The 20,041-nt window shown below is 71.5% G+C and carries 19 protein-coding genes; 8 read left to right on the top strand and 11 right to left on the bottom strand.

Translation table 11 applies throughout. The annotated features are described in order from the left end of the window. Nucleotides 1-27 precede the first annotated feature (27 nt). Nucleotides 28-1,176, top strand: a complete 1,149-nt coding sequence (locus tag OG373_RS04825) for a substrate-binding domain-containing protein (RefSeq protein ID WP_405436091.1) — start codon at nucleotides 28-30, stop codon at nucleotides 1,174-1,176. Nucleotides 1,177-1,242: 66 nt separating this feature from the next. On the opposite strand, the gene OG373_RS04830 is transcribed toward OG373_RS04825, so the two are convergent. Both OG373_RS04830 and OG373_RS04835 read right to left on the bottom strand, forming a co-directional pair. Next, nucleotides 1,243-2,010 (bottom strand): NPP1 family protein, encoded by a 768-nt coding sequence (locus tag OG373_RS04830; protein WP_405436093.1) that lies wholly within the window; start codon nucleotides 2,008-2,010, stop codon nucleotides 1,243-1,245. A gap of 516 nt (nucleotides 2,011-2,526) precedes the next feature. Then, nucleotides 2,527-3,393: an SDR family NAD(P)-dependent oxidoreductase gene (locus OG373_RS04835; protein WP_405436095.1), complete on the bottom strand. Its 867-nt coding sequence runs from the start codon at nucleotides 3,391-3,393 to the stop codon at nucleotides 2,527-2,529. Nucleotides 3,394-3,481: 88 nt separating this feature from the next. Here OG373_RS04835 and OG373_RS04840 point away from each other — a divergent pair, with 88 nt between their 5' ends. Continuing rightward, on the top strand, nucleotides 3,482-3,964 hold the full coding sequence (locus tag OG373_RS04840) for a MarR family winged helix-turn-helix transcriptional regulator (protein WP_405436097.1): 483 nt from the start codon (nucleotides 3,482-3,484) through the stop codon (nucleotides 3,962-3,964). A 27-nt stretch (nucleotides 3,965-3,991) separates the two neighbouring features. On the opposite strand, the gene OG373_RS04845 is transcribed toward OG373_RS04840, so the two are convergent. Continuing rightward, a complete protein-coding gene (locus OG373_RS04845; protein ID WP_405436099.1) occupies nucleotides 3,992-4,624 on the bottom strand; it encodes a TetR/AcrR family transcriptional regulator in 633 nt (210 codons plus the stop codon). A gap of 64 nt (nucleotides 4,625-4,688) precedes the next feature. Here OG373_RS04845 and OG373_RS04850 point away from each other — a divergent pair, with 64 nt between their 5' ends. Continuing rightward, nucleotides 4,689-6,305: an FAD-binding oxidoreductase gene (locus OG373_RS04850; RefSeq protein WP_405436101.1), complete on the top strand. Its 1,617-nt coding sequence runs from the start codon at nucleotides 4,689-4,691 to the stop codon at nucleotides 6,303-6,305. A 102-nt stretch (nucleotides 6,306-6,407) separates the two neighbouring features. Here OG373_RS04850 and OG373_RS04855 read toward each other — a convergent pair whose 3' ends face one another. The 3 genes from OG373_RS04855 to OG373_RS04865 all read right to left on the bottom strand — a co-directional run bounded on the left by OG373_RS04855 (nucleotide 6,408) and on the right by OG373_RS04865 (nucleotide 10,204). Further along, complete coding sequence (locus OG373_RS04855; RefSeq protein ID WP_405436103.1) at nucleotides 6,408-7,295, bottom strand: geranyl diphosphate 2-C-methyltransferase; 888 nt, start codon at nucleotides 7,293-7,295, stop codon at nucleotides 6,408-6,410. Nucleotides 7,296-7,310: 15 nt separating this feature from the next. Then, complete coding sequence (locus OG373_RS04860) at nucleotides 7,311-8,687, bottom strand: family 2 encapsulin nanocompartment cargo protein terpene cyclase (protein WP_405436105.1); 1,377 nt, start codon at nucleotides 8,685-8,687, stop codon at nucleotides 7,311-7,313. 104 nt (nucleotides 8,688-8,791) lie between these two features. Continuing rightward, nucleotides 8,792-10,204: a family 2B encapsulin nanocompartment shell protein gene (locus OG373_RS04865; protein WP_405436107.1), complete on the bottom strand. Its 1,413-nt coding sequence runs from the start codon at nucleotides 10,202-10,204 to the stop codon at nucleotides 8,792-8,794. 417 nt (nucleotides 10,205-10,621) lie between these two features. Here OG373_RS04865 and bla point away from each other — a divergent pair, with 417 nt between their 5' ends. The 3 genes from bla (at nucleotide 10,622) to OG373_RS04880 (ending at nucleotide 13,329) form a co-directional block, all read left to right on the top strand. Further along, complete coding sequence (gene bla / locus OG373_RS04870; RefSeq protein ID WP_405436109.1) at nucleotides 10,622-11,539, top strand: class A beta-lactamase; 918 nt, start codon at nucleotides 10,622-10,624, stop codon at nucleotides 11,537-11,539. A gap of 123 nt (nucleotides 11,540-11,662) precedes the next feature. Further along, entirely contained in the window at nucleotides 11,663-12,133 is a 471-nt protein-coding gene (locus tag OG373_RS04875; RefSeq protein ID WP_405436111.1) for a flavodoxin family protein, read from the top strand. A gap of 116 nt (nucleotides 12,134-12,249) precedes the next feature. Next, a complete protein-coding gene (locus OG373_RS04880; RefSeq protein WP_405436113.1) occupies nucleotides 12,250-13,329 on the top strand; it encodes a hypothetical protein in 1,080 nt (359 codons plus the stop codon). Between the two features lie 34 nt (nucleotides 13,330-13,363). On the opposite strand, the gene OG373_RS04885 is transcribed toward OG373_RS04880, so the two are convergent. Together OG373_RS04885 and OG373_RS04890 are read right to left on the bottom strand one after the other, a co-directional pair. Then, nucleotides 13,364-13,690 (bottom strand): DUF4440 domain-containing protein, encoded by a 327-nt coding sequence (locus OG373_RS04885; protein WP_405443934.1) that lies wholly within the window; start codon nucleotides 13,688-13,690, stop codon nucleotides 13,364-13,366. Between the two features lie 134 nt (nucleotides 13,691-13,824). After that, complete coding sequence (locus OG373_RS04890; RefSeq protein ID WP_405436114.1) at nucleotides 13,825-14,400, bottom strand: TetR/AcrR family transcriptional regulator; 576 nt, start codon at nucleotides 14,398-14,400, stop codon at nucleotides 13,825-13,827. Nucleotides 14,401-14,544: 144 nt separating this feature from the next. Here OG373_RS04890 and OG373_RS04895 point away from each other — a divergent pair, with 144 nt between their 5' ends. Beyond that, nucleotides 14,545-15,276, top strand: a complete 732-nt coding sequence (locus OG373_RS04895; protein WP_405436116.1) for an SDR family oxidoreductase — start codon at nucleotides 14,545-14,547, stop codon at nucleotides 15,274-15,276. Between the two features lie 102 nt (nucleotides 15,277-15,378). Here the strand turns inward: OG373_RS04895 and OG373_RS04900 are convergent, their stop codons facing one another. From OG373_RS04900 to OG373_RS04910, 3 genes are all read right to left on the bottom strand, one after another. Further along, nucleotides 15,379-17,103 (bottom strand): acyl-CoA dehydrogenase family protein, encoded by a 1,725-nt coding sequence (locus OG373_RS04900; protein WP_405436118.1) that lies wholly within the window; start codon nucleotides 17,101-17,103, stop codon nucleotides 15,379-15,381. Nucleotides 17,104-17,227: 124 nt separating this feature from the next. Further along, the gene (locus OG373_RS04905; RefSeq protein ID WP_405436120.1) at nucleotides 17,228-17,800 is read right to left on the bottom strand and encodes a PadR family transcriptional regulator; all 573 of its coding nucleotides are present in this window, start codon (nucleotides 17,798-17,800) and stop codon (nucleotides 17,228-17,230) included. A gap of 122 nt (nucleotides 17,801-17,922) precedes the next feature. Continuing rightward, a complete protein-coding gene (locus OG373_RS04910) occupies nucleotides 17,923-19,020 on the bottom strand; it encodes an alpha/beta hydrolase (RefSeq protein ID WP_405436122.1) in 1,098 nt (365 codons plus the stop codon). Between the two features lie 276 nt (nucleotides 19,021-19,296). Between OG373_RS04910 and OG373_RS04915 the strand changes: the two genes are divergently transcribed. After that, nucleotides 19,297-19,902 carry a GPP34 family phosphoprotein gene (locus OG373_RS04915; protein WP_397727784.1) on the top strand — a complete coding sequence of 202 codons (606 nt, stop codon included), beginning with the start codon at nucleotides 19,297-19,299 and terminating at the stop codon, nucleotides 19,900-19,902. The last annotated feature ends 139 nt before the right edge of the window (nucleotides 19,903-20,041 follow it).

Genomic DNA, 20,041 nt, shown 5'->3' on the forward strand with positions numbered 1-20,041 from the left:
CCGTACGCGCACCGCGTCAGGAGCACCGTGTACCCCAAGGACCCGCACCGCAGGACCACCCGCCGGGCCGCCGCCCTGCTGACCGCGACCGCCGCCCTCGTCGCGGGCTGCGGGGGCGGCGGCCCGTCCACCGGCGCCGCGCCACCGCAGGCGGGCTGCCCCACCGTCCTCGCCGGCGCCGGGGCCGCCGTGGCGCAGGCGGAGCAGGCCGACACCTCCTGGCACGGCCCGGCCACCGGCCCCGCGGCGGTGCCCGGCAAGTCGATCGTCTACGTCGCGCAGACCATGACCAACCCCGGCGTCGCGGGCGTCGCGAGGGGCGTCGAGGAGGCCGCGAAGGCCATCGGCTGGCGGGTCCGGGTGATCGACGGGGACGGCACCCCCGCCGGGATCCAGGCGGCGCTCAGCCAGGCCATCACCCTGGCGCCCTCGGGCATCGTCATCGGCGGCTTCGATCCCCAGCTGACCTCGCAGCAGATGGCCCGGGCCGAGGCGGCGCAGATCCCGGTCATCGGCTGGCACGCGGTGGGCTCCCCCGGCCCGAGCGAGCAGCCCAGGCTGTTCACCAACGTCACCACGAAGGTGGAGGACGTGGCGAGGATCAGCGCGGACTGGATCATCGCCCGGTCAAAGGGCGATGCCGGTGTCGTCCTCTTCACCGACGACTCGATCCCGTTCGCCCGGAACAAGTCGGAGCTGATCCGCAAGGAGCTCGCCACCTGTCCCGGCGTACGGCTGCTCTCCTACGAGAACATCCCCATCCCGGACGCCGCGAGCCGCACCCCGCAGGCGGTCTCCTCGCTGCTCTCGCGCTTCCAGGACGAGTGGACGTACTCGGTCGCCATCAACGACCTCTACTTCGCCGACGCGGCCCCGGCCCTGCGGGCGGCCGGCGAACCGGGTGCGGGGCCGCCGTTCAACATCGGTGCGGGTGACGGCGACCCCTCCGCCTTCCAGCGGATCAACAGCGAGCAGTTCCAGGCCGCCACCGTTCCCGAGCCGCTCAATCAGCAGGGTTGGCAGATCATCGACGAGTTCAACCGGGCTTTCGCCGGGCAGCCCGCCAGCGGCTACGTGGCACCCGTGCACATCGCCACGGCCGAGAACAGCGACGGCGCCACGTCCTGGGACCCTTCCGGTTACCGCGAGGGGTACCGCAGGATCTGGGCCGGCTGACGGCACGGCAGAACGGGCACCGGTCCCGCGCGGTACGGGGCCGGGGCCGGTGCCCGTCGGCTGCTGTTACTGGTAGGGGTCGAAGGGGATGCCCGCCGGTTTGGCCTCCGCCAGGTGGGAGGCGAAGGAGCCGTCCTTCAGGCCGAAGTGCGCGCTGCCGAAGTCGGCCTGGGTGAGCTTGTCACGCAGGGTCGCCGGATAGCCCGACCATCCGACGAGCGTGGGGAACTGCCAGGTACCGCGGTGGTTCTCGGGCGGCTCGTCGTTCGTGTTCGCGGCGCGGAAGCAGTGCGTGCCGATGCCGTCCTTGTGGTAGACGATCTTGGGGTGGTTGCCGTCCCAGCGGATCTGGTCGCGTGAGTGGATGTTGAAGTCGCCGTGGGCGGAGGTCGCGACGTACTTGGCCTCGTTGCCCTGGATCCACACGACCACGTGTTCCCAGTCGTGGCGGTGGCCGCCGAGCTCGATGCCGGGCAGGGCCTGGTCCTTCTCGAAGTACAGTGCGTAGACCACGGCGCACCAGCCGTTGTTGCAGGTCCAGCGGGAGTAGCCGTTGGTGTTGGCGAGGTCCGAGGCGTCCCGGCAGTTGCCGTTGAGGGCGCCGGTGGGCTTGAGTCCGCCGTTCAGCACTCCGGTCGAGCCTATGGCTGGTGTCGGATAGCAGCCGTCGGTGTCGTAGTCGTAGGCCGGCTGGTAGGTCAGCTCGATGGCCTCGGCCTTGCCGGGGAGCGCCGGGGGCGGCGCCGCGAAGGCCACCTGGGGAACGGCGACGACCACCGTGAGGGCGGCGCCGAGAACCACTAATGATCTCCGTATGTGACGGTTCGTCCGCAAAACGGGCCTCCTGGCCGACCGGGTGCGAGGGGTGACGGACGCATCGCGACGGAACGCCGTCGACCGACACGCCGGGAGCATCATTCGCGAACCGGTGTGGCGCGGCAAGAGGCCGGGCAGACTTGGTCCCTTGCGCGACCGAAGGCCGGAAAGGCCTTGTACGCAAGGGAAATTGACGGAATGTCAGAGATGGGTACGCGGCTCGGGCGGGCGTAGGGACGAACGCCGCCGCCGCACCGGGTACGACCGGGAGCGGCGGCGGAGCGTCACACGGTCATCACCAGAGGATGTTCATCAGGATGATGGCCATGAGGTCGAGGAGGATGACGGCGACGACGGCGCCGATCATGATCCAGGCCTTGCGCGATTCGTCCATGCGTACGAGTCACCTCCCGGCTCGGGCGGGCCCGGGCCCACCGCGTGCGGTCCGGGTCCGGGAGCGCACGGGGGGACTCGCCCACCTCTGGCCATGATGACCCGGTTCCGCACGGAGCACAGGTCGGCGGGCCGGCCCCCTCAGGCCACCCAGGTCGCGGTCATGCCCACGACCGCCGAGCCGTCCTGGTCGACCAGCTTGTTCCCGGTGAAGTCACGGGCCCACTCGGAGGTCTGGATACGGAACGCGGGCCGCTCGGCCGTCAGCGCCTCCATGACGGACTCGGCCGCGCCGGCCGGGGTCTGCGCGCCGGTCAGGAACTGGCCGACCGTGCGCTCGACGTAGTGGCGCAGCGCGTCGGAGTAGGGACCGGCCGCGGCGATGCGGGCTTCGAGGTCGAGGTCGATGTTGTTCACGAACTCGGTCGCCACGGCGCCCGGCTCGATGACGGTGACGCTCACCCCGACGGCGCCCGCGACGGGGGCCAGGCTCTCCATGTACCCCTCGACGGCGAACTTGGCGGCGCAGTAGGCCTCGTTGAAGGGCTGGCCGACGACGCCGCCGACGCTGGTGACCGTGATCAGGCGGCCACCGGTGGCCCGCAGGTGCGGCAGGGCCGCCTTGGAGACGTTCAGCACGCCGAAGAAGTTGACCTCCATGACCTCACGGACGTCGGCGACGGTTTCGAGCTCCAGGGTGCCCACGTGCCCGGCGCCGGCGTTGTTCACGACGGCGTCCAGTCGGCCGTAGTCGGCGATCACGCCGTCCACGGCGGCGGCGACGGAGGCCTCGTCGACCACGTCGAGCTGCCGGATGTCGAGTTCCACGCCCGCCTCGACGGCGGCCTTGCGCAGGGCGTCGGCCCGGCCCGTGTCACGCAGGGTGGCGACCGTCCGCCAACCGGCCCGGGCGGCGGCGATCGCGGCGGCCAGGCCGATACCGGAGGAGGTGCCGGTGATCAGGACGGTGGGGGTGGAGGTACCGGGGGTGGTGGGGAGGGTCGACATGACGGGGCCTTTCACGACGGGGGATTTATGTGCGTGCACACACACCATAAAATTATGTGCGTGCGCACGCAAGCTCTAGACTGCCGACATGCCGAAGAAGCTCACCGAAGCCGAGATGCCGACGGCCGACTACGCCTTCTACGGGCTGGTGTGGGCCGGCACCGTCATGACCGATCGCGTCGACCGGGCCCTGGTCAAGGCACACGACCTCCCCGTGTCCTGGTTCGAGGTCATGCTGTGGCTCGCCTCCAGCCCCGAGCCGGTGCCCGCTTCCGTCCTCGGCAACAGCACCCTGCTCAGCCGCAGCCAGGTCTCCCGCGTCGTGGACGCCCTGCAGTCCCGGGGCCTGGTCACCCGCACGCCCTCGGCGCGCGACGCCCGGTCGGTGGAGGTCGCGCTCACGGCTGCGGGGCGTACGGTGTTCGCCGAGGCCGACGCCACCCGGCGGGACGCCCTGGCCCCGGTCTTCACCGAGCTCCTCGACGAGACGGACCTGGAGGCGCTGGGCACCGTGTGGCGCAAGCTCAAGGCCGCCAAGGCCGCGCAGGCCGAGCAGGAGCGCACCAGGTAGACCCCGTCGGCCCGCCGCGTGCCCCCGTCAGCCGGATCGGCCGTCGGGGGTGAGGGTGGCGGCGGCCGCGAAGAGGCGGGCGCAGCGCTGCGTCATGGCCTCCGGCGTCTGCTCCGGGTGCTTGACCCACCAGCGGACGAGGGTGGCGACCAGGTCCCGCCAGACGTACTTGAGCGCGTCCGCGTCCAGCGGATCGGTGGAGCCCGCCGCGCGCAGCAGTTCCGCGGTGCCGCCCGCGGCCAGCCGGTCGATGGCCGACCGGTACTCCGAGGCCCGGCGGGCCGCCTCACCACCGGGCGGCAGAGTGGTGTCGTAGAGCACGAACCACGCCTCCCGCCGGCCCTCCAGAGCGCTGAAGATGCCGTGGAGGACGCGCAGCGGCGTGTGGGGCGCGGTCCCGCCCTCGCCCATCGCCTCCCGGACCGCGCCCAGCAGCCGGTCCCCGACGGGGACCAGGCAGGCGACGTACAGGTCCTCCTTGGTGCCCAGGTACTGGTGCAGCAGCGTTTTGGTGACGCCCACGCGTGCGGCGATCGCGGGGAGCGAGGCGGCGGCGTAGCCGTGCGTACCGAACTCCTCCGTGGCCGCCTCCAGCATCTGCCGGCGACGGTGCTCCCGCGGGACTCCCTTGGTGCCGGCTTTCGAGGAAGGGGTTGCCATGAGCCGATATTATCAGTAGGTAATTTACCACTAGGTAAATTACCTCGACCCCTGGAGCGCCGCCATGGCCGGCACCACCCCGCAGCCCACCTCCCGCACCCGCTCCTGGTGGGGCTGGGGCTGGACGGACGCCCACCCCGACGACGCGGAATGCACCGCGATGGGCGCCCTGCTCCCCGGTACCCTCGGCCGCCCGCTCCCGGTGCCCCGCGTGAGCGACCTGGAGATCGCCGGCCCCGCCGCCGAGCCCCCGCGGAGCCTCGCCCACCTGGTGAGCACCGATCGCGGGGACCGCGCCGCCCACTCCATGGGCAAGGCGTACCGGGACGTGGCGCGCGCCCTGCGCGGCCGCCCCGGGCGCATCCCCGACCTCGTCGCCCGCCCCACGGACGACCGGGACGTGGCCGATCTGCTGGACTGGGCCGGCGAACGGCAGGTCGCCGTCGTCCCGTACGGCGGTGGCTCCTCGGTCACCGGGGGCGTCGAGTACCGCGGCAACGCCCACCGGGCCGTGATGTCCCTCGACCTGACCGCGATGGGCCGCGTCCTGGAGGTCGACACCGAGGGCCGGGCGGCCCGCATCCAGGCAGGCACCCTCGGGCCGAGCCTGGAGGACCAGTTGCGACCGCACGGCCTCACCCTGCGGCACTTCCCGCAGAGCTTCGAGTTCTCCACCCTCGGCGGCTGGCTCGCCACCCGGGCCGGCGGGCACTACGCCACCGGCCGGACCCACATCGACGACTTCGTGCAGTCGCTGCGCGTCGTCACCCCGGCCGGCACCAGCAGCTCGTGGCGGCTGCCCGCCTCCGGGGCGGGCCCCTCCCCCGACCGCCTGTTCCTGGGCTCCGAGGGGGCCCTCGGCGTCATCACCGAAGCCTGGGTCCGGCTGCAGGAACGCCCCCGCCACAAGGCGTCCGCCGCGGTCGCCTTCGCGGATTTCGAGGGCGCCCTCCGGGCGGTGCGCGCCCTTGCGCAGTCCGACCTCTCCCCCGCCAACTGCCGTCTGCTGGACGCCGGTGAGGCCGCGCTGTCGGGTGCGGCGCACGACGGCAGCTCCGTACTGGTGCTCGGGTTCGAGTCGGCGGACGAACCGGTGGCCGCCCGGCTCGAACGGGCCGTCGCGCTGGCCCGCTCGCACGGCGGCCGGTGCGGCGGAGCGGACGGGGCCGGCGGCGACCGGGACGGGTCCCCGGACGGCGACGGGGCCGTGGGCGCGTGGCGCTCGGCCTTCCTGCGGATGCCCTACCTCCGCGACGGTCTGGCCAGGATGGGCGCCGTGGCGGAGACCTTCGAGACGGCGGCCACCTGGGACCGGATCCCCGGGCTGATCGACGAGGTGCGCAGGGAGGTCGGCGCGGCGGCGGTCAAGGCCACCGGACATCCCGCGACTGTGAACTGCCGTCTGACGCACGTGTACCCGGACGGAGCGGCGCCCTACTTCACCGTCCTCGCGGCCGGTCGGGCCGGTGACGAGGTGGCCGTCTGGGACGAACTCAAGGCCGTCGCGAGCGAGGTCCTGCACCGCCACCGGGCCACCATCACCCACCACCACGCGGTCGGCCGGGACCACCGCCCGGACTACGACCGCCAGCGCCCCGAGCCCTTCGCCCTCGCCCTGCGGGCCGCGAAGGGGGCGCTCGATCCGCGGGGCATCCTCAACCCCGGGGTGCTCGTGGACTGATCGGGGCCGGGCCGTCCGGGACACCCCGAAGGGGCCGGGACCGTCGGGCGACGGTCCCGGCCCCTTCGGCCGGCGTTCGGTGGGCGTCCGACGGGCGTCCGCTCAGACGCGGTCGGCCGCGATCAGGACGTACTGGAAGGAGCCGTCCTTGTAGGACTCGATGAACGCCTCCTCGATGCCGGTCACCAGGGAGGACGTGGCCCGCAGCTCCCAGTACGGCAGCGTCTCGGGGGTCAGGTCGATGACGGCCTGCGGTACGAGACGGTTGTCGGCCATCGCGCGCAGGTACTCGCGGCGGGAGTGGATGTTGCACTCGAAGTGCGCGTTGATCTGCGAGACCCACTTCGAGGGCTGGCCGTACCGCGGGTTCCAGCAGCCGGTGATCGTCACGTACCGGCCGCCGACCGCGAGGACGCGGGAGTGCTCGGCGAACAGGTCCTGCAGGTCGACGTACATGCTCGACTCGTTGTTCCACGAGCCCGCGGCCTGCCCGGTCTCGAAGGGCGTGCCGAGCATGTTGCAGACGCGGGCCCGGACGTGGTCCTCGATGCCGAGTTCCTGGGCGCGCCGGTTGGCGAAGTCGGCCTGCTTGGCCGACAGGGTGACGCCCTCCACCTTGCACCCGAAGCGCTGGTGGGCCATGACCATAGAACCGCCGCGGCCGCATCCCGCGTCGACGAGGGTGTCGTCGCGCTCGATGGGGCCGAGGTGCTGAAGGAGCAATTCGGCCTGCGCCGACTCCAGGCGGTGGAGCTCGGCGATCAGCTTCTTCTCATAAGCGCTGTCGGCGGTGTCACCGAGAGCGGCGTGGTCGATGTCGCCGATGCCGTAGTGGTGGTGGTAAAGGCCGTCGACGTCCCCGAGGCGGAGGTTGACGGGCCGGGCCTCGTGGTCCCAGTAACGGGCAATGTCTCCCTGATAGGGGGTCGCCGGGCCGGGGATGAACACGGAGGAGGTACCGGCAGCGGCGGTGAGATCGATGCTAGTCATGGACAATTCCCATCTTTACCAGAAATCGGGCAGGCTGTAGCGATAGGTGTTGGTCTGGTGCCAGTAGTGGTTGCCGTCGACCCATACGGCCACCCCCCGCAGGAAGCGCTGCACGCTCGGGACGGGGCAGGCGAGGGCCAGCTCGGCGGCCGCGGCCTCGAAGTCGCGCATGAGGTCGTTATGGACCTCCACCGCCTTCAGGTAAGCGTCCTGGTCGGAGCACTTCTCGCGCTCGGCGATCACCACGGGAAGGTTCAAATGCCGTCCGGGACCGGCCAGTTCCTTGGTGTAGGAGTACAGGTCGTTGACGATCGTGGTGGCGTTGCCGGCGAGCGCGATGACCCGCTGCATGGCGGGCTGCGCGTGGAGGTCCGCCGGCAGTTCGTAGCCGCCGACCGTGTCGGTGATGGTGGGACAGGGGCGGAAGTTGTTGAACTGCCGCATCGCCAGGTACTCCCACACCTGCGGGACGTACTCCGTCTGCGCCCAGGCCCCTTCGGCGAGGTAGCCCATGTGCAGTCGGGCCATGTCGTGCCGGTAACGGTCGGCCTGGGAGGGGGTGCTCGCCTGGACGAAGTACTCCATGGCGGAGCGGTAGGCACGCCGGGGAGCGTCCGAGAGCAGCGACGCCTCCCACTGCGGCGCGTACTCCTTCGCCGTGTGGAGCGGGTCGAGGGCGGTGTGGGCCAGCAGCAGGCGCCCGCCGAGGCCGATGGGCGACCCGCCGTGGTCCTCGCAGTAGCAGTCGTCGACCGCGTTCTCGGCGACCATCAGCCGGGTGGCGAGCATCAGATGGTCGATGCTGGGGGCGTCCGGATGGCAGGCGACCATGTAGCGCCCTACGGAGAAGCCGTCGAACTGGTCCTCCCAGTCCTCCGGGTACAAGGAGACCTCGTCCAGCGCCCAGGCCTTGATCCTGCGGCTGAGCCCCTCCACCCGTACCGGATCGGGCTCCGGCACCGGGTGGTAGTAGAGGCCCGGGATCGGATTGCCCGCGACGGGCGCCGACGCCGCGGGCGCGGCGCCTGACGCGGCCACCACCTCGCTGCGGGCCCAGTGCAGACTCTCCGTCCCCAGGCCGCTGGGCCCGCGCAGGATCCGCTCCAGGGCGGCGGCACTCGGCTCCGGCGCGGCGGCAGCGGCAGCGGCAGCGGCAGCGGCAGCGGCAGCACTCTCGTCGGGTACGGGCACGGCTGCGGCTGCGGCTGCGGGGGTCAGTACGGGCGGCCCCGTGGGCAGGGCGGGCGGCGACGGCGGCGAGGGCTGGACGGACCCGGCGCCGGCAGCGGGTTCGACACCGGCGGCGAGGGTGTTGGCGAGGATGTGGGCCCCGAAGGAGGCCGCGGCGGCAGGCAGGCTCGACTGCAGAGGGGAAGGCCCAGGATCGGGCATCCTTGACTCCTTGGTGACGTAAGCGGGTTGTCCCGGATCCCGGGCATGCTCGGCGGGCCAGGACAGGCCGGGTCCTGGCTGTCGTGGCCGTCGGGCTGGTCCTCTTAGTCCCGCCTGCGGGCGATCTGCACGTTCTCCAGCACCCCGAGCGCGTCGGGCACCAGGATGGCGGCGGAGAAGTAGGTGGTGACCAGGTAGGAGATGATCGCCTGTTCGCTGATCCCCATGAAGCGGACCGACAGGCCCGGCTCGTACTCCTCCGGGAGTCCGGTCTGACGCAGACCGATGACGCCCTGGTTGTCCTCGCCCGTTCGCATGACGAGCACCGAGCTGGTGTTCTCCTTGCTGATCGGGATCTTGTTGCAGGGCAGGATCGGGACCCCGCGCCAGGCCGGGACCGACTGCCCGCCGACGTCGACGTGGTCCGGGTAGAGCCCGCGGGCATTGAACTCGCGCCCGATCGCGGCGATCGTCCTGGGGTGGGCCAGGAAGAACTTGGAGCCGCGGCGGCGGCAGAGGAGCTCGTCGAGGTCGTCCGGGGTGGGCGGGCCGGAGTGGGTCTGGATCCGCTGCTTGAAGGCGGCGTTGTGGAGCAGACCGAAGTCCCGGTTGTTGATCAGCTCGTGCTCCTGGCGCTCGCGCAGCGCCTCGATGGTCAGCCTGAGCTGCTCCTCGGTCTGGTTGTGCGGCCCGTTGTAGAGGTCGGCGACCCTGGTGTGGATGCGCAGCACGGTCTGGGCGATGGAGAGTTCGTACTCGCGCGGCTTGAGTTCGTAGTCGACGAAGGCGCCGGGCAGGTCCGCCTCACCGGTGTGGCCGGCGGACATCGCGATCTCGGCCTCGCCGTGCCGGTTCTGGCGCTGCTGCGGGAGCATGCTGAACCGGTCGATGTGGGCCTGGAGTTGCGGCGCCGCGGCGAGCACGGAGGCGAAGTCGCCGCGGGAGAGGGTGAGCAGGATGCCGGGGGTCTCGGCGGTGGCCGTGTAGTCCCAGGTGGCGTCGGCGTCCAGCAGGGCGTTCTCGCCGAACCGGTCGCCGTCCGCGAGCACGGCGACGGCGACGTCGTCACCGTACTTGCCGACGGAGGTCTGGCTGATCCGGCCGTGGGCGATCAGGTGGATCTGGTCGGCGGGGGTACCGCGCTCGACGATCACCTCACCGACACGGAAGTCGCGCTGGACGCAACGGCCGGCGAGCGCGGTCAGCACCTCGTCGTCGTCGAAGCCGCGCAGCAGGGCCAGTTCGCCGAGCTCGCGCGGGATCACGCGGACGTTCGCGCCGTCCTGGACGAACTCGATGGTCCCGTCGCCCACGGTGTACGTCAGTCGGCGGTTGACCCGGTAGGTGCCGCCCTTGGTCTCCACCCAGGGGAGCATCCGCAGCAGCCAGCGGGAGGTGATCTCCTGCATCTGCGGGGCGGACTTGGTCGTACTGGCAAGGTTGCGGGCGGCCGCCGTGCTCAGGCTGGACTGCCGCGGCGGCTCCAGCTGCGCTTCCGGGCTGGTGTCAACGGTCATCGGGCGAGCTCTCCTTCGTAAGGGTGGTGATCGGCGCGTGCGCGCGTCACCGGAGAACGAGGAAAAAGGGGGGCGAATATTCGGGAATCCGTCCAGATCCGTGGGAACAGTAACGGCCGGTACGCCCACTTGAGCCTGAAAACCGTTGGCATTACCCCGATGCGGTGATCTTGCCCCGTAGGTGGTTTGCCGGGGTTGTGGGTGATATTCGGCCTTGTTCACGAACACGGCCGAAAGCGGTGCACGAGGCGGCACACCAGGGAGCCTGACGAGCCGGGGTCCACACCATCGGGGTGAACCACTCGTACACCTCCCTCCCTCCCTCCCTCCCTCGCTCGATCGCTCGGCCCGGGAACCGAAATGATCACGTTTGCGTCTTCGGTCTCACATGGCCGGCCAGGAAGAGGAGAACCTGACGTGAAGACCCAGGGCGCATCACCGTCCCGCCGCGCACTGCTGACCGTGGGGGCGGGGGCGGCGCTGGCCGCCACCCTGCCGGTGGGGGCGGCCGACGCCGCGTCCCCGCACGGCGAGGGAGAGGTCGTGGCGCGACTGCGCGAACTGGAGCGCGAGTACGGGGCGCGGCTGGGGGTGTACGCACGGGACACGGCCACCGGACGCACCGTGGTCCACCGGGCCGACGAACTGTTCCCCATGTGCTCGCTGTTCAAGACGGCAGCCGCGGCCGCCGTGCTGCGGGACCTCGACCACGACGGCGCCCACCTCGCGAAGCGCATCCACTACACGCTCCAGGACGTCACCGACGCGGGTGGCGGATCGATCACGGAACGGCCCGAGAACATCGCGGGCGGCCTGACCGTGGCGGAACTCTGCTCCGCCGCCATCGCCCAGAGCGACAACGCGGCCGCCAACCTGCTGCTGCGCGAGCTCGGCGGCCCCACCGCGATCACCCGCTTCTGCCGCTCGCTGGGCGACCGCACGACCAGGCTCGACCGGTGGGAGCCCGAGCTGAACTCGGCGGAGCCGTCGCGGGTGACGGACACCACCAGCCCCCGCGCGATCGGGCGGACGTACGCACGGCTCGCGCTCGGCGACGCGCTGGACTCCGGGGACCGGGAGCAGCTGACCCGGTGGCTGCTGTCCAACACCACCAGCGTCGACCGCCTGCGGGCCGGCCTGCCGAAGGACTGGGCCGTCGCGGACAAGACGGGCGCCGGATCGTACGGGACGAACAACAACGTGGGCGTCGCCTGGCCGCCGGGACGCCCGCCGGTGGTCCTGGCCGTCCTCTCGACCCGGCCGGAGGCGACGGCGCCGCGCGACAACACGCTGATCGCCCGCACCGCGAAGCTGCTGGCGGACGCGCTCGTCTGACGGCGGCCCGGATCCGCAGGCCTCTCGAACTCCTCAGGACCCTGCCGGGTCGGCGCGGGTTGTCACATCCGGCGGGGTCTGTTCGGTCTCAGCCACGGAAGGCGACAACCGAAGGGGACCCCGATGAAGACCTTGCTCGTATGCACGTCCGTATCCCACGGCAACACCCGTCGCGTGGCGGAGGCGATGGCCGGGGTGCTCCACGCCCGCGTGGCCGCGCCGGAGGAGGTGTCGGCCGCGGAGCCGGCGGGCTACGACCTGGTGGGCTTCGGCTCCGGTGTCTTCTCGCAGCGGATGCATCCGGAGCTGCTCGGGTACGTCCGCGCTCTGCCGGCGTCCTCGGGGCGGGCGTTCGTCTTCGCGACCAGCGGCCTGCCGGAGTTGACGCTCGCGCCGTTCACCCGTCCGTTGGTGCGGCTCCTCGAAGGCAAGGGATTCGAGGTCGAAGGCACCTTCACCTGCCGCGCGTTCGACACCTGGGCGCCGTTCCAGGTGATCGGCGGCATCAACAGGCGGCGTCCGGACGAGGCCGACCTGACCGCCGCTCGCGCGTTCGCCGAGGCACTCGGGAACGGCTCCACCAGCACACCCTGACCGTCGACCCTGCTGCCGCCCTCACCAGCGGAAACGTATTTGCGGGGGACCACGCCCCCGGGTCATACTCCCGAGTCCCCACTTGTTCGATCACTCCTCCCTCAGGGGCTCCCACCGTGGAAGTCACACGCATCGTCGTCATCGGGCTCGTCGTCGCCGTGGCGGTCCTCTTCTACCGCCGCACCACCGTCGATGCGCCGGGCGGGACTTCGTCCCGTGCCGCCCGGAAGTCGGGGCTTGTTCCGCAGTCCAGGCAGCACACCGGCCGGGCGGCGCCCGACCCCGAGCTGGAGCGGGCCGCCGCCGCGGCCGCCCGGGGCAGTTGGGAACCGGCCGCGCGGTTGATGGCCGGGACCCGGGAACGCGGAGACTGGGCACGCCGCTCCGCCTACGCCGCCGCCCTCGGCTCCCATCGGGCCGCGCGCCCCGACAGCTGGCTGTACCAGTGGGAGGCCACGGCCGGGCCGGACGACGCCGACCTCGCGCTGGTGCGGGCGAAGTCGATGGTCAATCTGGCCTGGCACCGGCGCGGCGGCGGCCGGGCGAACAACACCAGCGCCGAGCAGTTCGCCGGGTTCCACGCCACCCTGGCCCGGGTACCGCAGGAGAACGCACGCGCGGCCGAGTTGAACCCGGACGACCCCACGCCCTACGTCAACGAGATATGGGCGGCGCTGGGCCTCGGCTACCCGGAGGAGGGCATGCAACGGATCTGGAAGGAGATCACCACCCGCGACCCGCACCACTACGACGCGCACTACGCGGCGCTCCAGTACTGGTGCGCGAAGTGGCGCGGCTCGGAGGAGCGCGCCATGTCCTTCGCCCAGCGGGCAGCGGCCGACGCACCGCTCGGCAGCCTGCTCACCGCGCTGCCGCTGATCGCCTGGTACGAACACCGTGACACGGACGCGCGTTCCGCCGCCTTCCGGTCACCTCACCTGGTGTCCCTGGTCGACGCCGCTCTGGCCGACGTCGCCGCGGCCCCCTCGAACCATCCGAACACGGCCGAAGTACGCCACCTGCTGGCCTACTTCCTGACCCGCCAGAAGCGGTACGACGCGGCGCTGGAGCAGTTCCGTCTGGTCGACGGCTACGTGTACGCGCTCCCGTGGAAGTACTGGACCGACCCGGCGGCGACGTTCTGCCGCTGGCGCGACCGCGCGGCCCGCCGAGCCCACCGAGCCCACCGGCGCTGAACCGCCGACGCCGGTCGGCCTCGGCGGGCCCGGCCTATGGCCTCGGACAGGGTGTGGCCTGGTGGTAGTACATCTGCCACTGGGCTCCCGGGCCCTGCCGGCGCCAGAGCGAACTGCGCCGTGCCCGATTTCCGTCGATCACGGTTTCGTAGGTGAGGTGCACCAGCCCGGGCGCCAGCACGACACCGGTCATCTCCGAGGGCTCGTAGCGCGGCCCTTCTTCCGTCGAACCGTCCATATCGGGCAGCGCGGCGAGCATTTGCTCGTACGTCCACCGCCGGCCCGAGGCGCCCACCTCCACGAAGTGCGGGTCAAGGAGTTGCCGGACCAGCGACTGCGACATGCGCACGCCGGGGTCCATCAGGCGCAACTCACCCGCGATCGCAGCGCCTACCTCGTCGGTCTCTCTGCTCACGCAGGCATCTTCGTCCAGGCGACCGAGGCAACCGCAAGCGGGTTACGGCCGCATGCAGCGCAACCTCCGGACCCGCACCGCTACTCCCGTCGCAGGCGCAGGCCGTCCAGGGTGAGGTCGAGGAGGCGTTCGGCCTGGGCGCGTTGTTCGGGGCCGGCCGAGGTGAGGGCGATACCGGCGAGGGCGGCGAACATGTCGGTCGAGGTGATGTCGGACCTGATCGCCCTCGCGGCGGTGCAGGCCTCCATCAGGGAGGCGAGGGCGTCCTGGATCAACCGGCGGCTGTCGGCGTAGGGGTTGGACCCCGCGGCGAGGACGGCTCGCATCGCGTCGGCCATGCCCATCTTGGCGGTGGCGTAGTCGATGAAGCGGCGCGTCCAGGCGTGCAGGGCCTCGTACGGCGGCATGGTCTCCAGGAGAGTGGGGACGGAGTCGCACAGGCGGGCGACCTCGTTCCGGTAGGCCGCCTCGATCAGGGCCTCCCGGGTGGGGAAGTTGCGGTAGAGGGTGCCCGTACCCACGCCGGCCTCCTTGGCGATGCGCTCGAAGTGCGCCTCCAGGCCCTGTTCGGTGAACACGCGCACCGCGGCCGCCAGGATCTTGTCCCGGTTGCGCTGTGCGTCGGCCCTCAGCGGGCGTTCTGCGTCTGCCGGCATCAAAAGCTCTCTCCTCCCCCTCACATGCCCCCGCTTGTTAAGTGGAGGAGCCTCCGCTTAGTCTGAGTTGAAGTGGCGGCGCCTCCACTTTCACTCTAGGGCATGCGTCGGCCTGCCCATTCCTCTTCCGAAGGGACTCCCGCCATGTCGGGAATCGAAGGCAAGACCGTGGCCGTCACCGGCGCAGGCAGCGGGATCGGCGAGGCCACCGCTCTCCTGCTCGCCGAGCGGGGCGCGAAGGTGGTCCTCGGCGCACGCCGCACGGAACGCCTCAAGGCTCTGGTCGCCCGGATCGAGAAGGCCGGCGGTCAGGCCGCCTGGATCCGTACGGACGTGACGCGGCGCACCGACCTGCTGGGCCTCGTCGACCTGGCGCGAGAGCGCTACGGCAGGCTCGACGTGCTCGTCAGCAACGCCGGGGTCGGGCTGATCTCCCCGCTCGACGACCTGCGCGTCGAGGACTGGGAGGAGATGATCGACGTCAACCTGAAGGGAGTCCTCTACGGGATCGCTGCGGCGCTCCCCGTCTTCCGGGAGCAGGGCTCCGGGCACTTCGTCAACACCGTGTCCACCGCCGGACTGCGCGTCGTGCCGCTCCAGTCGGTGTACGCGGGCACGAAGAACGCCGTGCGCACGATCTCCGAGGGCCTGCGCCAGGAGGCCGGGGACAGCCTGCGCGTGACGGTCGTGTCGCCCGGCGCCGTCCGTACGGACTTCACGGAGCGCATGGACCCCCGGGCCCGGGAGCGGATCGACCGGATGATGGAGACCGCGTTGTCGCCGGACGCGGTGGCCCGCGCCATCGCCTTCGCCATCGAGCAGCCGGACGGTGTCGACGTGGGCGACATCGTCGTACGTCCCACGGCTCAGGCCTGACGGCAGGGGAACCGGCTCCGGCCGGCGGGCGGACGCGCGGCGCCGACGTCGGTGCCGATGCGCGGTGCCGGTGCCGGTGCCGGTCCCCCGGGAGCCGCTTTCCTACGGGGCCATCTCGTACGTGCCGGACAGCGCCTCGACCCGTGCCCAGACGCGCGCCGCGCGCGCCTCGTCGACGACCGGGCGCCGGACCGCGCCGAGCGCCCAGTCCTGCTGGGCCGCGGTGGCGGAGTCCTTGCCGTACAGCTCGACGGCGTGGCCGGAGAAGTCGCGGACGAGCACGGAGAACAGCTCGTCGAGCACGGACTCGTCCAGGTCCGTCAGGCGGGCCTGCTCCAGGACCAGCTGTCCGTAGACGACCAGTGCGAACAGCTGGCCCACGGAGAGGAGGAAGTCGAGGTCACGGCTCTGCTCCTCGTCCGGCGCAACGGTGGCCACGAACGCGCAGAGGGCGTCGGCCTGCTCGCGGAACCGGGCCACGTTCGGCACGGCGGCGTACGCGTCGTAGGCGGTCCGCCAGTCGTGGAAGCGTACGGAGCCCAGGCCCCGGGCCGGTCCCTGCTGGAACAGGAAGGCGTCGTCGGCCGCGTCGAGACGGGTCGGCACCTGCGGGTACTCGGCCGGGTTCAGCAGGTGGTTGTGCATGAACTTGAGGATCAGGGCCAGGTTGACGTGGACCGTGCCCTCCAGCTTGGGCAGGCCGCGGATCTCGATGGCCGCCTGCGCGAAGTAGTTGTCCTTCTCGAACCCCTTGGCGGCGATGACGTCCCACATCAGGTCGATGACCTTCTCGCCCTCCGTGGTCACCTTCATCTTCGTCATCGGGTTGAAGAGCAGGTACCGGCGGTCGTCCGGGCCGGCGGTACGGAAGTAGTCGACGGCGCGGTCGCTGAAGAGCTTCATCCCGACCAGGCGGACGTACGCGTCGGCCAGCTCCCGGCGGACGTGCGGGAAGGCGGTGACCGGGCGGCCGTAGAGGACGCGGTTGTGCGCGTGGGTGACGGCCTCGTACATCGCGTGCTCGCAGATGCCGATGGAGGCGGTGCAGAGGTTGAACTTGCCGACGTTGACGGTGTTCAGGGCGGCGTCGAAGGCGGCCCGGCCGGTGTGCAGGACGTCCTCGGCGCGGACCGGGTAGTCGTCGAGGCGGAACTCGCTGACGTACTTGGAGGAGTCGACGACGTTCTTCACCAGGTGGTACGCCGCGTGGCGGCTGTCGGCGGCGAAGAAGACGTAGCCGTCGGGGCCCTCGATGTCGGTGCGGCGGCCGAAGACCGAGACGAGGCCAGCGGCGTTGCCGTTGCCGATGTAGTACTTGGAGCCGCTCGCGCGGAATCCGCCGTCGCCATCGGGCTGCAGCAGCATGTCGGTGGAGTAGATGTCGGCGCCGTGGGTCTTCTCGGACAGGCCGAAGGCGAACACCTCGCCCTCGGCGAGGAGCTGCGCGGCGCGCTCGCGGGCCTCGGCGTTGTCGCTCTGCCAGACCGGGCCGAGGCCGAGGATGGTGACCTGCCAGGCGTACCAGTAGTCGAGGCCGTAGAAGCCGAAGATCTCGTTCAGGGCCGCGATCCGGGCGGTGTCCCAGCGCTTGTCGGACTCCCCCTCGCCGGCGGCGGTGGCCGGGGTCAGGAAGGTCGCGAACAGCCCCTCCTTCGCGGAGAAGGCGAGGAAGTCCGCCAGCCACGCGCGGGAGCGGTAGTCCTCGATCAGCCGGCGCTTGCCGCGGCTCTCGAACCAGTCGACGGTGGCGCGCAGCAGCCTGCGGGTCTCGGGGTCGAAGTGCGCCGGGTCATAGGTGTGCGGATTGAAGAGCAGGGCGTCTGCCATGGAGGTTCACCTTCCGAGGGGTTGGGGTCGGGCGCGTGGAGGGGCGATGGGGCGGGTGCGCGGTGGGATGTGCCGTGGTGCGGTGGCGTGTGCCGTGCCGGCCCGCCGTCGTGCCGGGTGCGGTTCAGCCGGTGGCGGTCGGCGGGGCCCCGCCGAGCCGGTGCAGGGTGGCGAGGACGTCATCGAGCCAGGCGATCGTCATCCGCTCGTACGCGATGCCGCCGCGCAGCACGACGTGCTGGAGCTCCTGACCGGCGTCGAGCGGTGCGGGGGCCTCCGGCCCGGTGAAGTCGCGCAGTTCACCGGCGAGGTAGCGGGCCAGCCGGTCGCTGTGTGCCCGGTGGTGCCGCTCGACCTCCTGGACGAGCGCGGCCGGGTCGTCGAAGGCCACGCCGCGGATCTTGACCGCGAGGTCGTGGCGGAGGCTCTCGGGTTCGATCGGCTCGTGCAGCCACCCGGCGAGGGCGGCGCGGCCGGGGCCGGCGACGGAGTACTCCTTCTTGTCCGGCCGGCCCTGCTGCGGCACCTCGCGGACGGCGAGCAGCCCGTCGCCCTCCATACGGGCCAGGACGCGGTAGATCTGCTGGTGGGTGGCGGTCCAGAAGTAGCCGATGGACCGGTCGAACCGGCGGGCCAGCTCGTAGCCGGAGCCCGGCTTCTCCAGCAGGGAGACGAGGATCGCGTGGTCGAGCGCCATGCTCCGATCTTTCTATGCAACTCGTTGCATAGACAAGCGGCAGCGCTCAGGTGAGACGCGGCTCACCCGGAGGCCTGCGGACGCACCCGGGCGCCCCGGCTCGCTCCCGCCCGCCGGAGCGCTCACTCGGCGGCGAGCCGTGCGCCCGTCCAGACGAGCGCCGGCGGAATCTCCCGCAGCCAGGTGTTGAAGCTGTGGCCGCCGCTGTCGAGGATGATCGACGAGACGTGCGCGGGCGCCTTCACCTTGCGGATGAACTCCTGCGTCTCGCCGTAGTTCGGCTCGCCCCGCAGCGAAGAGGTCACCAGGAACGAGGAGTTCCCCTGCGGCCGGTGGTCCAGGTGCCACAGCAGGTCGGACCGTTTCTCCTCGTCCTTGTTCCCCTTGAACAGATCACCGGAGTCCTGGTCGATCTCGGGCCTGTACTCCGCCGACAGGCCCACGCCGACCGCATACGCCTCCGGGTGCTGCACCGCCATCTTCAGGGCGCAGTAGCCCCCGGTGGAGTCGCCGATGATGCCCCAGCTCCGCGGCGAGGTGCCCACGCGGTACGTACTGGAGACCGCCTTGACGACATCCGCGCCGAAGAAGGCCTCGCTCTGCGGGCCCCCGGGGACGTCGACGCACTGGGTGTTGGGCGCGGCGATGGTGGGCCGCATCATCACCAGGATCATCGGCTGCATGCGCTTCTGCTTCGCCAGGCTCCACGCCAGCCGCGGGTAGTGCAGCTTCTTGATGAGGTTCTCGGCCATGCCCGGGTAGCCCGTGAGGACGACGGCGGCCGGGAACCTGCGCCGCTCGTCGCTCTTGTCGAAGTATTCCGGCGGCAGGTACACGTACGCCTCGGCGGCGGCCCGGGACCGCTCGCCGTGGATCGTCACCTTCTCGATCACCCCACCCACCTGCGGGTTCCGACCGCCGGGCACCTCCGGGGCCTGCCGGCCCAGCACCTCCACGACGGCGCCGCCCGGGGCGGCCGGGGCGTGCTGCTTCGTACCGGCGAGGTCGGCCCAGGAGTCGTAGAGGAGGAAGGTGCGGTTGGCGGCGGCGCCGACCGAGGCGAGAACCGTCAACTGCACGAGCACGAGCAGCCCGACGCGCCCCAGCACACGCCGGGCGCCCGGCCGTCCCAGCCGGGGCCACACCCACACCGTGAGGGCGAACAGCAGCACCGTGCACACCGCGACGCTCACCATGAGCGTGCCACTCGTCAGACCCATGAATCAGCCAACCCCCGCACCGTCCCCGTCCGGACGCCGGGCCCGGAGCGCTACCAGTGGGTAGCGCACCAGGTAGGAGGGGTGGCGCGGGCCCCGCGTTCCCTCGCGGAGGGGGCGGCCGGCTCGACTGCCCTTTGTAGGCCTACCGGGTGGTTCCGGGAACCAGAAGGCCGTCGCGGGCGTTGGTGCGACCATAGGAAGGTGATCAGCCGGTCCCACCGGCCGGCTGGCCCCGCCGGCATCCGCGCCTTCCGATGACTCCGAGGGGAGCCGTTCATGAGTACGGCGAAAGACCTGTTCATCATCGCGATGGACCCGCCGCCGGACCGTTCCGTCGGGCAGGGCGACCTGTCGCTCGCCCTCGCGGGAGCCGAGTTGATCGACCTCCTCGACGCGCAGGCCGTCTCCCTGGACGGCGACCGCATCGTTCCGGGCACGCAGCCGGAACTGCACGACCCCCTGCTGGGCGAGGCCGCGGCGGCGCTCACCCGCCGGACGCCGTACGAGCGGGTCGACGAGTGGCTGTGGCGCCGCGGCCGCGACCTGTCCGCGGCGTACCAGGCCGCTCTGGAGGAGGCCGGTGAGCTGACGCGGGGACGGCGCGGCCTGCTGCCCTTCGGGACCGACCGCATGGAGGTGGCCGATACGCCCGCCCGCCGCCGGGCGCTGGGCCGCCAGGAGGAGGAAGAGCCCGTCCTCGCCGCCCTCGCCTCGGTCGTGGGCATCCGCAGCGACGACCCCGAGGCCGAACCGCGCCCGGGCGACGAGGCGGTGACGACCGTGCTGGCCGTCGTCAACGACGCGGTGATGGAACTGGAGGCCGTACGCCAGAGGCGGACCATCGAGAACGCGGCGTTCGCCAACATCTGGCGCGGCCCCTGACACCCGCGAGCGCCCGGGCCGACCGTGGACCGTGACGCCTGGTCAGAACCATGGCGCGGCCCGGCTGTGCTCGCCGGAGTGCCGTCCGCCCCTGTGTACGAACGGCGGATGTCCTCCAGCTGAGAAGGTTCGGTCGGGC

The sequence above is a fragment of the Streptomyces avidinii genome, assembly GCF_045161815.1.
GTDB classification, from domain to species: domain Bacteria; phylum Actinomycetota; class Actinomycetes; order Streptomycetales; family Streptomycetaceae; genus Streptomyces; species Streptomyces avidinii.